Origin of the sequence: Pseudomonas sp. TSRC2-2 (genome assembly GCF_049897785.1) — a bacterium.
Classification (GTDB): Bacteria; Pseudomonadota; Gammaproteobacteria; order Pseudomonadales; family Pseudomonadaceae; genus Aquipseudomonas.
Genome location: NZ_JAFCWZ010000015.1, coordinates 145,641 through 159,575, shown reverse-complemented (window position 1 = coordinate 159,575; position 13,935 = coordinate 145,641). Strand labels below are relative to the sequence as shown.

The 13,935-nt window shown below is 58.5% G+C and carries 13 protein-coding genes; 4 read left to right on the top strand and 9 right to left on the bottom strand.

Annotated features, from left to right (window positions below):
• Positions 1 to 34 precede the first annotated feature (34 nt).
• Positions 35 to 1,954, top strand: coding sequence for an alkaline phosphatase D family protein (locus tag ACP7D9_RS26890; RefSeq protein WP_426160108.1), 1,920 nt, complete (start codon positions 35 to 37; stop codon positions 1,952 to 1,954).
• A 35-nt stretch (positions 1,955 to 1,989) separates the two neighbouring features.
• Here ACP7D9_RS26890 and ACP7D9_RS26885 read toward each other — a convergent pair whose 3' ends face one another.
• Positions 1,990 to 3,162 (bottom strand): aspartate aminotransferase family protein, encoded by a 1,173-nt coding sequence (locus ACP7D9_RS26885; RefSeq protein WP_101161997.1) that lies wholly within the window; start codon positions 3,160 to 3,162, stop codon positions 1,990 to 1,992.
• Between the two features lie 102 nt (positions 3,163 to 3,264).
• Here ACP7D9_RS26885 and ACP7D9_RS26880 point away from each other — a divergent pair, with 102 nt between their 5' ends.
• The 3 genes from ACP7D9_RS26880 to ACP7D9_RS26870 all read left to right on the top strand — a co-directional run bounded on the left by ACP7D9_RS26880 (position 3,265) and on the right by ACP7D9_RS26870 (position 5,457).
• Positions 3,265 to 4,200, top strand: coding sequence for a LysR family transcriptional regulator (locus ACP7D9_RS26880; protein WP_426160107.1), 936 nt, complete (start codon positions 3,265 to 3,267; stop codon positions 4,198 to 4,200).
• Between the two features lie 15 nt (positions 4,201 to 4,215).
• Entirely contained in the window at positions 4,216 to 4,620 is a 405-nt protein-coding gene (locus ACP7D9_RS26875; RefSeq protein ID WP_313000812.1) for a GNAT family N-acetyltransferase, read from the top strand.
• A 135-nt stretch (positions 4,621 to 4,755) separates the two neighbouring features.
• Positions 4,756 to 5,457, top strand: coding sequence for a hypothetical protein (locus ACP7D9_RS26870; protein WP_313000809.1), 702 nt, complete (start codon positions 4,756 to 4,758; stop codon positions 5,455 to 5,457).
• Between the two features lie 73 nt (positions 5,458 to 5,530).
• Here the strand turns inward: ACP7D9_RS26870 and ACP7D9_RS26865 are convergent, their stop codons facing one another.
• From ACP7D9_RS26865 to hmpA, 8 genes are all read right to left on the bottom strand, one after another.
• Positions 5,531 to 6,022 (bottom strand): RidA family protein, encoded by a 492-nt coding sequence (locus tag ACP7D9_RS26865; RefSeq protein ID WP_016773306.1) that lies wholly within the window; start codon positions 6,020 to 6,022, stop codon positions 5,531 to 5,533.
• Between the two features lie 234 nt (positions 6,023 to 6,256).
• Positions 6,257 to 7,144, bottom strand: a complete 888-nt coding sequence (cyoE, locus tag ACP7D9_RS26860) for a heme o synthase (RefSeq protein WP_313000807.1) — start codon at positions 7,142 to 7,144, stop codon at positions 6,257 to 6,259.
• Between the two features lie 10 nt (positions 7,145 to 7,154).
• The gene (gene cyoD / locus ACP7D9_RS26855; protein WP_011335842.1) at positions 7,155 to 7,490 is read right to left on the bottom strand and encodes a cytochrome o ubiquinol oxidase subunit IV; all 336 of its coding nucleotides are present in this window, start codon (positions 7,488 to 7,490) and stop codon (positions 7,155 to 7,157) included.
• Positions 7,490 to 8,113, bottom strand: a complete 624-nt coding sequence (gene cyoC / locus ACP7D9_RS26850) for a cytochrome o ubiquinol oxidase subunit III (protein WP_101161990.1) — start codon at positions 8,111 to 8,113, stop codon at positions 7,490 to 7,492. The genes cyoD and cyoC overlap by 1 nt, the downstream gene beginning before the upstream one ends.
• 3 nt (positions 8,114 to 8,116) lie before the next feature.
• Positions 8,117 to 10,147 carry a cytochrome o ubiquinol oxidase subunit I gene (gene cyoB, locus ACP7D9_RS26845; protein WP_041479948.1) on the bottom strand — a complete coding sequence of 677 codons (2,031 nt, stop codon included), beginning with the start codon at positions 10,145 to 10,147 and terminating at the stop codon, positions 8,117 to 8,119.
• A gap of 3 nt (positions 10,148 to 10,150) precedes the next feature.
• On the bottom strand, positions 10,151 to 11,092 hold the full coding sequence (gene cyoA / locus ACP7D9_RS26840) for a ubiquinol oxidase subunit II (RefSeq protein ID WP_122752278.1): 942 nt from the start codon (positions 11,090 to 11,092) through the stop codon (positions 10,151 to 10,153).
• Positions 11,093 to 11,920: 828 nt separating this feature from the next.
• Positions 11,921 to 12,430 carry a disulfide bond formation protein B gene (locus ACP7D9_RS26835; RefSeq protein ID WP_313000805.1) on the bottom strand — a complete coding sequence of 170 codons (510 nt, stop codon included), beginning with the start codon at positions 12,428 to 12,430 and terminating at the stop codon, positions 11,921 to 11,923.
• A gap of 242 nt (positions 12,431 to 12,672) precedes the next feature.
• Positions 12,673 to 13,854, bottom strand: a complete 1,182-nt coding sequence (hmpA, locus tag ACP7D9_RS26830; RefSeq protein ID WP_426160106.1) for an NO-inducible flavohemoprotein — start codon at positions 13,852 to 13,854, stop codon at positions 12,673 to 12,675.
• Positions 13,855 to 13,935 lie beyond the last annotated feature (81 nt).

The window sequence follows — 13,935 nt, the reverse complement described above, 5'->3', positions numbered from 1 at the left end:
ATCGGCGGCCTGTGCGCCTTGAACTTTGCCCTCAATGTTTTCAACACCCGATGACCTGATCTCGCTGCCTCCTGTTCTGGCCGGCCCGTTGCTGCGGCGGCTGGAACCGACACGCGTGGTGCTGTGGCTGGTGGCCACGCGTGAACTGTCGCTGACCTTGCGCCTGCAGGGTGTAGGAGATATTCCGCTCGATGCGCAGAAATGCACGGTCATTGCCGTAGGCCGTCATGCCTTCGTGCATCTGATCGACGTTCAACTCGAAAGCGCCCTGCCCTGCGACACCCGTATCGACTACGACCTGCTGATCGATGACACCATCGGTATGGCTGAATGGTCGCCGCATCTGCTTTACCCCGGCGGCGCCTGCGCGAACCTCGTGGTGCGTTCGCGGATCGACCAATTGCTCCACGGCTCGTGCCGCAAGCCGCATCATCCGGCAACCGATGGTTTGCTCTGCGTCGACCAACTGCTGGCCGACGAAACCGATGCGCAGCAACGTCCGGCGTTGCTGATGATGAGCGGTGATCAGGTCTATGCCGATGACGTTGCCGGGCCGATGCTGCGGGCGATCCATGCCTTGATCGAGCGCCTGGGTCTGTTCGAAGAACACCTTGAAGGTGCCGTGGTCAGCGACAGCGCCAAGCTCTATCAACACCCGGCCAGTTACTACCACCGTGCGGATTTGTTACCGGCGCTGGAGAGCAACGAGACCTTGCGCGAGCGATTTTTCGGTGGCGCACGTAAGCCGATTTTCACCAGCAGCAGCGCTGACAATCACCTGGTGACGTTCGCCGAAGTCATGGCGATGTACATGCTGGTGTGGTCGCCGACGCCGTGGTCGCTGATCAACCCGAGCGCGCCGACGCTGACGCCGGAACGCTCCAAGCGCTACCACCTTGAGCAGACGCGCATCGATGCCTTCAAGGCGGGCCTGGGCAATGTCGCACGGGCGCTGGCGCATCTGCCGAGCCTGATGATTTTCGATGATCACGACATCACCGATGACTGGAATCTTTCCGCGCAATGGGAGGAAACGGCCTACGGCCATCCGTTCTCCAAGCGCATCATCGGCAATGCGCTGATTGCTTATCTGTTGTGTCAGGGCTGGGGCAACAATCCGGACGCTTTCAAAGGAATGCTGGAGCAGACCGCACAACTGAGCGCGAGTGGCGACGACGGCTATCTGGACATGCCGGTGCAGGACGATCTGATTGATCAGTTGCTGCGTTTTCAGCAGTGGCATTTCGTGCTGCCGAGCAGTCCGGCGCTGGTGGTGATCGACACGCGCACCCGGCGTTGGCGCAGCGAGATGGCCCTCAAGCAGCCGTCGGGCCTGCTCGACTGGGAAGCCTTGAGCGAGCTGCAACAGGAACTGCTCGATCACCCTTCGGCAATCATCGTTTCGCCAGCGCCGATCTTCGGCGTGAAGCTGATTGAAACCGTGCAAAAGGTGTTCAGCTGGTGCGGCTATCCGCTGCTGGTCGATGCGGAAAACTGGATGGCCCATCGCGGTGCGGCGCAGGTGATCCTGAACATTTTCCGTCACTCGCGCACACCGGGTAACTACGTGGTGCTGTCGGGCGACGTGCATTATTCGTTCGTCTACGAAGTGCTGATCCGCCATCGCAAGGCCGGCCCGCGCATCTGGCAGATCACCAGCAGCGGCATCAAGAACGAATTCCCGCCGACCCTGCTGGAATGGTTCGACCGCCTCAACCGCTGGCTCTACTCACCGCGCTCGCCGTTGAACTGGTTCACCAAACGCCGGCAGATGCGCATCGTCCCGTATACGCCGGAACATGCCGAGGCCGGGGAACGGCTGTGGAATTCAGCAGGGATCGGACAGGTGTTTTTCAATGACCAGGGGCAGCCGAGCGAGATTATTCAGCACAACTCGAATGGGGCGCAGAAGACGAGGATGCTGGCGCCGGAGTCTAAAGATGTGTCGGACTAAAGCCATGCGCTCCCACTGGGTTTTGCGCAGACCAATCAATGTGCGTCCAGAGCCCGCCCAACCCCTCTGACAATCATCCCCACCTCGCGCTCATCGATCGTCAGCGGCGGGAGCAACCTGATGGTCTTGCCACGAGTCACGTTGATCAACAAGCCATGATCCCGCGCGGCGATCAGCGTCAGGTCGCGCACCGGTTGTTTCAGCTCGACACCGATCATCAGGCCCTGCCCACGAATCGCCAGCACATTCGGGTTGTCTGCCAGTTCGGCGCGCAGGCGTTCCAGTAACCGTGCGCCCTGCACCCGCGCATTCTCCAGCAAGCCTTGTTCTTCGATGATGTCCAGCACGGTGCAGCCGACCCGACAGGCCAGAGGATTGCCGCCGAAGGTGCTGCCGTGGCTGCCCGGGGTGAACAGGTCGGCCGCGCGCCCCCGTGCCAGGCAGGCGCCGATCGGCACGCCATTACCCAGGCCTTTGGCCAGGGTCATGACATCGGGCACGATGCCTTCGTGCTGAAAGGCGAACCACTGCCCCGTGCGGCCGATGCCGGTCTGGATTTCATCGAGCATCAGCAGCCACGCGTGGCGATTGCACAGGTCGCGCAGAGCCTTGAGATAACCTGGCGCTGCGATTTGTACGCCGCTTTCGCCCTGGATCGGTTCGACCAGAATCGCCACGATGCGCGCGCCGTGTTTGCGTTGTATTTGCTCCAGAGCCGCGAGATCGCCAAACGGCACTTTGACGAAATCCCCCGGCAATTCGTTGAAGCCCAGGCGCACTGCCGGGCCATCGCTGGCAGACAGCGTGCCGAGGGTGCGGCCATGAAACGCGTTGACCATGACCACCACCAGCGGCTGCTCGATGCCTTTGCGCCAACCGAACAGGCGCGCCAGTTTGAGTGCCGTCTCGTTCGCTTCGGCGCCGGAGTTGTTGAAGAACGCGCGCTCCATCCCCGACAACGCCGTCAGCCGCTTGGCCAGTTGTTGCTGCCAGTCGATGCTGTACAGGTTGGAGGTGTGCAGCAGCAATCCCGCTTGCTCGCTGATCGCCGAGACAATGCGCGGATGCGAGTGGCCAACGTTGGTCACTGCCACACCGGCAACCGCGTCCAGATATTCGCGCCCCGCCTGATCCCACAGGCGCGTGCCCAGGCCCTTGGTGAAGCTCAGGGCCAGTGGTTGGTAGGTGTTCATCAGGGCGGCGGTCATGACGTGAAACTCCATTGCAGGTCGGTGTTTTTTTAGTATGGTTAGCCACCTGAACTGGATAAACCCGGAAAAACTTCAATCGTTTAAAAGCAGAGCTTGATAATGGATTTGTTTCAGTCGATGGGTGTTTACGTCAAAGTGGTCGAAGGCGGGAGCATGACCGCAGCCGCTCTGCAGTGCGACATGTCGACGACCATGGTCGGCAATCATCTGCGCGCGCTGGAGCAACGCCTCGGCGTGCAATTGCTGCAGCGCACCACCCGTCGCCAGCGGCTCACCGAGTTCGGCAGCGTCTATTACCAGCGCTGCCTGGACGTGCTCGGTCTGGTCGCCGACTCCGAACGCCTTGCCGAACAGGCCCTCGACGAGCCACGCGGCTTGCTGCGTATTGCCGCGCCGCTGACCTTCGGCGTCGAACGCCTGACCCCGGCGCTCAGCGAATACGCCTTGTTGTATCCGCAAGTGAAACTCGACGTGGTACTGACCAACGGCCGCCCGGATCTGCTGGAGAATGGCCTCGACGTCGCATTCCGGCTGGGCAATTTCGATGAGTCTTCCAACCTGATCGCTCGCCCCTTGATCGACTACACCCTGACGGTCTGCGCCTCCCCCGAATACATCGCGCGACGTGGCATGCCGCACACGCCCCAGGATTTGCAGCAGCACGATTGCCTGTCCTTCGCCTACCCGGCCGGGGATGACTGGCAATCGGTGGAAAAACGCTGGCGTTTGAGCGGCCCCGATGGCGAAGTGCTCGTCGACGTGAGTGGCCCGCTGCTGATCAATAGCTCTGCCGGTCTGCACCAGGCCGCGCGCAACGGTATGGGAATCATGATGCTGCCCGATGCACTGGTCGAACAGGATCTGCGCGAAGGCAAACTGGTCAGGGTGGTCGCCGATTACACGCCACCGAGTCGGCCCATGCATTTGTTGTATGCCCCGGATCGCTACCGTTTGCCGAAGCTGCGGAAATTTGTCGAGTTTGCGATGCGTACGTGGGGCAAACCTGACGCCCTCCGTTCAACAATCGAAAGCTGAAAAGGACTTCAATCCATGCAGTACACGCTCAACGTTCGCAACTTGCGCCCCGATGAAACAGAGTCGGCGCGGCTGTTTCTCGGCGAGCATGGCTGGCGCCATCGCACCGGCGATGCCGAGTCGTTCGCTCGCTTGATTGGCAATTCGCAACGCGCCGCCGTCGCTCTGCTCGACGACAACATTGTCGGCTTCGCCCGCGGCATCACTGATGAAATATCCAATGGCTATCTGTCGATGGTGGTGGTTGCTGATCATCATCAACGCAAGGGCATTGGCCGTGCGCTGGTTGAGCATGTGATGGGCGACAACCCTGACATCACGTGGGTGCTACGTGCGGGACGCGAGGGCGCAGAAGCCTTTTTCGCCAGCCTGGGTTTCGAAACTTCGCTGATTGCCATGGAACGCCCGCGCCTGAAATAACAACGACAGGGAAAATTCCCGACCACCAGACCGTTGCTCCGTGACAACGCCGCCCCGCTCCCCTAAATTAGTCGGCCTGAAAAAGACCTCGTGCTTTCTCGTCTCAACTCAAGTTAAAAAAGTAGTGAAATTTCAATGTCCGATTTCAACACCGCTGAATCCGTAGCCACCCAGTCGTCCAAAGCGGAATACGAAAACTCCATCAATCTTTCACAACACCTGCCCCAAGCCAAAATCATCAGCGAGATGGTTCTGGACGCGTTCCAGTCGACCCGCGAAAGCGACCAGATCCGTGAATTGCGGGCAGCGATCCGTCAGGCGCATGACAGCTTTGATGACGACAAGGCGTACGAGCTAATGGGCGAACTCAAGCGCCTTAAAGACGCCGAGGCGGCGGACATCGCCGCGCTGGAAGACCTGAGCAGCAAGTTCTCGATCGGGCGCATTCTGTCCAGCTTCAAAGACGATCCGGCGTTTCAGGAAATCGTTTATGGCTTGGCCCTGAAAGTGCTGAATCAGACCCATCAGGCGATCAGCAACCCGAGCGGTGGCAAGAGCAAGGCCGCAAAAAAGAAAGAAGTGGAAATCTTCACCATCAGCAAGGACGGCGCCAGCGTGACCTTGCCAATGCGCACACCGCGTTCGCGTCTGAATGTTGATCGTGAGGCGCTGGAATTCCTCGGTTTCACCTTTGTGGGTGAAGGCGATGAAGCCGAGCTGGAGAGCGAAACCTTCGTCGACAACGCCGGTACGGAACAGGCGGTGAACCGCAAGAACATCATCACCGCCCTGCAGCAGCAGACCGCGTTTGACGGGTATAGCATCGCGGCGCAGTAAGCTGCCAAGCGCCTGTAAAAAAGCCCCGCGCTGAGTGATCAGGCGGGGCTTTTTGTTTGAGGCGGGGATAACCTCAAGCCGAAGGATGCAACGCTGCAATCATGTCCACTTCAATCGCCGCATTCTTCGGCAACTGATACACGCCGATGGTCGTGCGCGTATGCCGTCCCGCATCGCCCAGCACATGGCTGAATACGTCCGAAGCGCCGTTGGCCACTTCGCTCAGGTCGACAAAGTCAGCGGTCGACTTCACATACACCGTGACCCGCAACAACGCGCGAATCTTGTCCAGCGAACCCACCGCATCGACAATCAGCGCCAGGCAACGCATGGCGCTGATGCTTGCGGCGGCTTGCGCATCCTTGAGGTTCAATTCCAGTCCCACGCGGCCGGGATACAGAATTTTGCCGTTGACCCTCGGCACCATGCCGCTGATGTACAGCTCATCGTGATGGCGAATCAGCGGCGCGTAATTGCCACCGGCGGTGTTCTCGCCATAGATGTCGTAGTTGAGTTCTTCAGCCAGGGCGATAAAGCGCTCATCGCAGGTCATCCGTTCGGTCATTACGCCCAGCCTTTTGATCAATCCACGGGTCAGGACAGTCGAGCAGCGGAGGATGGCTTGGAGCTACTACTGTCGGGGTTGGATCCGAATCTAGGTCTTTTACCAAGTGGCCGCAACCGCTAACTGTGGGAGCGAGCCTGCTGACCAATAGCTGCATCCGGAACCGTGTGTTTCACCCAACAAAAAACCCCGCACATCTCTCGATGTGCGGGGTTTTTCCTGAAGCCTGCAACCTTACGGCGCGTACGTCAGCAGCAGCTCTGTCGGCACCTTGAAGTCCAGGGACATCATGACGCTCAACGCAGTGATGGTGAAGATCGAGAACACGAACAGCTTGCGTGCCCAGACGGTGTCATCGACTGCCTTGTAGCCGGTCCAGGCCATGTACAGCCAGTACATGCCCATGGCGGCGGCGACGGCGAGGTAGCTCATGCCGGCGTAGCCGCTGAAGGTCAGCATCAAGGTCGCCACGAGGAACGCCAGGATGTAGAGCAGGATGTGCTTCTTCGCCACTTGAATCCCGCGTTTCACCGGCAGCACCGGAATCGATGCGGCCAGGTAATCGTTGAAACGGAAAATCGCGATGGCATAGGAATGCGGCATCTGCCACAGGCTGAACATCACCAGCAGGGTCAGTGCAGCCATGTCGAAGCTGTTGGTCACGGCAACGTAACCGATCACTGGCGGCATGGCGCCCGACAGACTGCCCACCAGCGTGCCGTGAACCGACTTGCGCTTGAGGTACAGGCTGTAGAAGCCGACGTAGATGACGAAGCCGATTACTGCGAACAGGGCAGCCAACGGGTTGGCCACCTTGTACAACAAGGCAACGCCGAGAACACCCAGAATGGTCGCGTAAACCAGGGCCAGTTTCAGGGAGATGAGGCCCTGGACCAGCACACGGTTCTTGGTGCGTTCCATCTTCAGGTCGATGTCGCGGTCGATGCAGTTGTTGAACACGCAACCGGAGGCCACGACCAGGGACGTACCGATCATGGCGGCCAGAAACACCGCCAGATCGACATGCCCTTTCGAGGCCAGGAAGAACCCGCCTGCCACAGAAAGCACGTTACCGAAAATGATCCCCGGTTTGGTGATTTGGATAAAGTGCTTGAGCGACATCGGGTCTACCTCACTTCGCCATCATGTACGTGTGGATGCTGAACATGATCCACAGCGACAGGCCAACCAGCAGCACAATCACGATCGCCGTGAAGACGAATGCGATCACGTTGTTACGCTGAGCAATGGAACGGTCCAGGTGCAGGAAGTAATACAGGTGAACGATCACCTGGATCACTGCGAACAGCAGAACGATTGCCAGCGTCGTCGACTTCGGCAGGGTCGGGTACATCACCAGACCGAACGGAATGACGGTCAGGATTACCGACAGGATGAAGCCGATGGCGTACGACTTGACGCTGCCGTGGCCAGCATCGTGGCTGTCATGGGAGTGTGCATTAGCCATTACAGAGTCCCCATCAGGTAAACAACGGTGAAGACGCAAATCCAGACTACGTCCAGGAAGTGCCAGAACAGGCTCAGGCAGCTCAGACGAGTCTTGTTGGTCGACGTCAGGCCATGCTTGTTGACCTGATACATCATGACGCCCATCCAGATCAGACCGGCCGAAACGTGCAGACCGTGGGTACCGACCAGGGTGAAGAACGCCGACAGGAAGCCCGAACGGCTAGGACCGAAGCCCTCGGAGATCAGCAGGTGGAACTCGTTGATCTCCATGGCGATGAAGCCCGCGCCGAGCAGGAAGGTCATGAACAACCACCCCAGGACCGCCTGCTTCTTGCCCTTGTACAACGCCAGCATGGCGAAGCCGTAGGTGATCGAACTGAACAACAGCAGAGCGGTTTCGCCCAGCACGTAAGGCAGTTCGAAGATGTCGTGGCCCGACGGGCCACCGGCAACGTTGTTTACCAGTACTGCGTACACCGCGAAGATCGATGCAAACAGAATGCAGTCGGTCATCAGGTAGAGCCAGAAACCGTATACGGTCATCTCGCCCGAGTCGTGGTGATGGTCATCGTGCCCATGGTCACCATGGGCGTGTCCAACATTGGTCACTAAGTTCGACATGGTTTAAGCCTGTTCCAACGAGGTTTCAACACGGGTGGCATTGGCCGGGATTTTCCCTGCCGCGACCAGACGCTTGTGCTGCTCGGCTTCGATACGCTCGATCGTTTCAACCGGAACCATATAGCCCTGGTCGTCACGTGCAGCGTGGATCACGAAGTAAACGACGGTGCCCACCAGGCTCGCGATCGCCAGCCACCAGATGTGCCAGATCATCGCGAAACCGAAGACGGTCAACAGCGCGCCCATCACCACACCAGTGGCGGTGTTGTTCGGCATGTGGATCGGCTCGTACTTGGCCGGACGCTGGTACGCAGTACCGTTTTCCTTGGCTTCGGTGAACGGGTCGATGCAGTCAGCCTTAGGCAGCACAGCAAAGTTGTAGAACGGTGGTGGCGACGAGGTCGACCATTCCAGCGTGTGCGCATTCCACGGGTCACCGTGATCGCAAACGTTCTCTGGTTTGTTGCGGTCACGCACACTGACGTAGAGCTGGATCAGTTGGCAGGCGATACCGACAGCGATCATCACCGCACCGAACATGGCAACGTACAGGTACGGTACCCACTCAGGGTTGGTGGTGGCGTTCAGACGACGGGTCATGCCCATGAAGCCCAGTGCGTAGAGCGGCATGAACGCGACGAAGAAGCCCGAGATCCAGAACCAGAACGCTGCTTTACCCCAGCCTTCGTGCAGCTTGAAGCCGAACGCTTTCGGGAAGTAGAACGCGAAGCCAGCGATGTAACCGAATACCGCACCGCCGATGATCACGTTGTGGAAGTGCGCGATCACGAACAGGCTGTTGTGCAGCACGAAGTCAGCACCCGGGATGGCCAGCAGTACGCCGGTCATGCCGCCGATGGCGAAGGTCACCATGAAGCCCAGCGTCCACATCACCTGGCTGGTGAAACGCAGACGGCCCTGGTAGATGGTGAACAGCCAGTTGAACAGTTTCACACCCGTCGGGATGGAAATCAGCATCGTCGCCAGACCGAAGAAGGCGTTGACGCTGGCACCCGAACCCATGGTGAAGAAGTGGTGCAGCCAAACCATGAAGCCCAGTACCGAGATCGCGCCCGAGGCGTAGATCATCGAGTGGTGGCCGAACAGTTTCTTGCCGGTGAACGCCGAGATCACTTCCGAGAAGATGCCGAAGGCCGGCAGGATCAGGATGTAAACCTCAGGGTGGCCCCACGCCCAGAACAGGTTGACGTACATCATTGGATTGCCACCAAGTTCATTGGTGAAAATGTGGAAATCCATGTAACGGTCAAGCGTCAGCAGTGCCAGGGTCGCGGTCAGGATCGGGAACGAAGCCACGATCAGAACGTTGGCCCAGGTGCAGGTCCAGGTGAAGATCGGCATGTCCATCAGTTTCATGCCAGGGGTACGCATTTTCAGTACGGTCGCGAGGAAGTTGACCCCGGTTAACGTCGTGCCCAATCCGGATAGCTGTAGCGCCCAGATGTAGTAATCCATACCCACGCCAGGACTGTATTGCAGACCCGACAGCGGCGGATACGCAACCCAACCGGTCTTGGCGAATTCGCCGACACCCAGCGACAGGTTGATCAGCACAACGCCGGACACCAGCAGCCAGAAGCTCAGGGAGTTCAGGAACGGGAACGCCACGTCACGCGCGCCGATCTGCAGCGGCACTGCAAGGTTCATCAGGCCGGTGAAGAATGGCATCGCCATGAAGATGATCATGATCACACCGTGAGCGGTGAAGATCTGGTCATAGTGTTCAGGTGGCAGGTAGCCAGGCGAACCTTCGGTGGCCATGGCCAACTGGGTACGCATCATGATTGCGTCGGCAAAACCGCGCAGCAGCATGACCATGGCGACGATGATGTACATCACGCCGATTTTCTTGTGGTCGACCGAAGTCAGCCACTCGGTCCACAGGTACGTCCACTTCTTGAAGTAAGTGATCGCAGCGAACAGTGCCAGACCACCGAGGGCGATCATGGCGATGGTCACCATCACGATCGGCTCGTGGAATGGGACTGCTTCCCAACTTAATTTACCAAACATCGTTTACTCCTCTGCCCCGGCAGCTGAATGCGAACCCGCGTCAATATCCGTGGCCGCCACTTCTTTCTCTTTCTTCTCGTGCTTCAGCGGCTTGCCCGGTTTCATACCTTCGTACTTGTCGACGATGATCTGGAACTGGTTAGGCGTGACCGACGAGTAGAGCTCGACTGGGTTGTTCTGGCTCGGTTTGGCCAGGGCCGCGTATTCAGCCTGATCAAGCTGTTTAGGCGACTTCTTGACTTCATTTACCCAGGCGTCGAAATCTTCCTGAGTAGTGGAGATAGCCTTGAATTTCATACCGGTGAAACCGGCGCCGCTGTAGTTGGCGGAGATACCGTCCATTTCAGCGTTGCGGTCGGCGATCAGGTGCAGCTTGGTCTGCATGCCCGCCATCGCGTAGATCTGGCCGCCCAGGCCCGGGATGAAGAACGAGTTCATCACGGCGTCGGAGGTGATCTTGAAGTTGATCGGCGTGTGCGCCGGGAACACGATCTTGTTGACCGTGGCAATGCCTTGTTCCGGGTAGATGAACAGCCACTTCCAGTCCAGCGCGACGACTTCGATGGTCACCGGCTTCACGTCAGACTCGATCGGACGATACGGGTCCAGCTCGTGAGTCGAGATGTAAGTGATGTAGCCCAGGGCGATGATGATCAGCACCGGGATGGTCCATACGGCCACTTCGATCTTGGTCGAGTGCGACCACTTCGGCGTGTAGACAGCGTTCTTGTTCGAAGCGCGGTACTTCCAGGCAAACAGGAAGGTCATGACGATGACCGGCACGACGACCAACAGCATCAGCAGCGTGGCGGTGATGATCAGGTTGCGCTGTTCCAGGCCGACCTGGCCCGTTGGATTGAGCAAGGTCATGTTGCAGCCTCCCAGCAACAACGTGCCGAGCAGCGGCACTAGGCCTAGTAATCTGGGGTACCTGTTTTTACTCATCTCACGACCTCTAAAGCAGCTTGCGCAATGCAGTTGGGTTTTGATCGCCAACACTTCACCCTGCCAAGGGTTGGCATTTTCTTTGGATTGAATAAGGGCCGCCCGTCGCGCGTTACACGCTCGACAAAACCTTGGGACAGCGTTCAGTTCTTATTCGAATTCGTGGTCAAAGGCCTTGTTACAGACCAATTCCATTTGGTGCGGAAAATTGGAAAGGCACCGACACCAGGGTGTCTTGAAAGCCTCGCGGCTCGCTCGACACCCGACCTTCTGATCAGTTCCTTGATAAAGGCTGAACAGCGCCGGGAATTCAGTGCGGGCGATTGTAGATAGGTAGCGCCCTATACACCATGTCTTATCCCGAAATAATTTTTATCACTCAGAGCAACAATCCATCGCCATTTTTGCAAAAGTTGCGCAGGTTATCGAAAGCGTTTCTCAATAAAACCGGCAAAATCTGCAGCTGCAACCGCCTCAAATCAGACAGCTCTGCACCTCTTCCGTGGACGCCCGACTGGCGCAAAGCCCGATGTTCCAAGGGCTTCGCCCACATGGCGGCGCCTGTTAAAACTGCCTGATCCACCCCATCCCTGGCGAAGCCCGAAAACGTTGGATGTGGCCAATCTTTTTATGTAACAGGCGCCCAATCCGCCGCTTCGCCAGCCCCTGCGACAGCCCGTGTGTGACAACATGTCGCACACTTGCCGCACACTTCATTGCCGTTCGTCACGGTGTTTTCACAAACACCCTGAAAAGCAAAAACGCCCCGATTTTCATCAACGAAAAACGGGGCGTTTTGTTTATCGGCACTTGTGCTGAAAAGTTGACTCAGTGCAGCGCTTTTCGATTACGCGAGGTCAGCAGCGGCACCAGAATCACCACCAGCACGAACGCTACCAGCGCCCATTGTGCCAGCGACAGGCCGAGGATCGGCGGATACGGCGTCGAGCAGAAACCGTCGACCTGGAAGCCCAGCGGGAAGATCTTCGCCAGTGGCAGATCATCGACAATCGGCTGCAGCACATCGACACCACAACTCACCGCCGGATAGAACTGCGTATAGACGTGATGCCCGGCTACTGCGGCGCCAGCAATCGCACAGATCACCACCAGCGTCTCGAACACGGTGATGCTGCGACGGCTGCGCATGCCTGCGCCGATAAAGGCGAACAGTGCAATCAGCAACAGCGCATAGCGCTGCAGGATGCACAGCGGGCACGGTGCCTCGCCCAACACGACCTGCATGTACAACGCACCGCCGATCAACGCCAGACAGATGATCCCCAGCAGCACCAGATAGCGCCGCTCACGTCCCAACCGCATCGTTTCCTCGCTCATTGCCTTTCCTTTGTAAGTCCATGGTTCAGCCGGCTGGCAGCTGAAATTGTCGCAAGTCTACACCGGGGCAATAAACGATAGAGCGGTTAAGGAATGATTAACCTCGTGTCGGAATTGGCGTCGAGCCCTTCGCGAGCAAGCCCGCTCACACATTAGACCGTGCCTTGCACACAATTTGTGCCGGACGCAGCTTCGGTGTGGGAGCGGGCTTGCTCGCCAATGCAGGCGCCTCGCTTTCAGATTCACTCCAGAGCAGAAGCCGGCCCGAAGAACTCGTAGCGGCTCTGCTTCTCCGGCACGCCCAACGCTTTCAAATGCCGTTTGATCGCGCCCATGAACCCTTTCGGCCCGAGGAAGTACGCATCGACATCACGCTGCGCCGGCAGCCATTCGCCGAGCTGTTCCTGACTCAACAAGCCGACCTTGTCCGCCGCCGGGCTGACACCATCCTCCTCGGCGTAGCAATAGAAACGCTTGAGCTGCGGATGACGCGCCGCCAGTCCATCGACCCAGTCACGGAACGCGTGAACGCTGCCGTTGCGCGCACAGTGGATGAAGTGCACCGGACGTTCCGTAGCCAACGCTGCTTCCAGCATCGCCAACGTCGGGGTGATGCCGACGCCGCCGCTGATCAGCACGAGCGGCTTGTCGCTGGCCGCCAGGGTGAATTCGCCCGACGGCGGGAACAGTTGGATGCTCGCGCCGACGTGCAGTTGATCATGCAGGTAGTTGGACGCGCGACCATTCGGTTCACGCTTGACGCTGATGCGGTACTGACCGTTACTGGCCAGTGCCGACAGCGAATAGTTGCGACGGATTTCTTCGCCGTCGAGGATCAGCTTCATGCCGATGTACTGACCCGGCTCGGCCGCAAGAATCGGCCCTTTGTCTGCCGGTTCGAAGTAGAACGAGGTGATTTCCGCGCTCTCTTGCACTTTCGCCGCAACGATGAATTCCCGCGCACCGCGCCAGCCGCCGACGGCGTGTTCCTTCTGGTCATAGATCGCGGTTTCCGCGCCGATCAGGATGTCGGCCAGTTGCCCGTACGCAGCGCCCCAGGCACTCATCACCTCAGGCGTGGCGATCTCTTCGCCGAGCACTTCGCAAATGGCGCGCAGCAGGCAGGTGCCAACAATGGGGTAATGCTCCGGCAGAATCTGCAGGGCGACGTGTTTGTTGATGATCTTCGCCACCAGATCGCCCAACTGGTCGAGTTGATCGATGTGCCGCGCGTACATCAGCACACCGTTGGCCAAGGCACGCGGCTGATCGCCACTGACCTGGTGCGCCTGGTTGAACAGAGGGCGCACTTCCGGATACTCGGAGAGCATCATGCGATAGAAATGCGTGATCAACGCCTCGCCGCCGCTTTCCAGCAGAGGCACAGTGGATTTGATGATGGCACGATCCTGGACGCTAAGCATAAGGTGACTCCTGCGCTTTCTTGAAAGATTGCCTTAGGGATATCAGCTTTCGTGCCAACTAATTAATCCTTTAAATTCAAT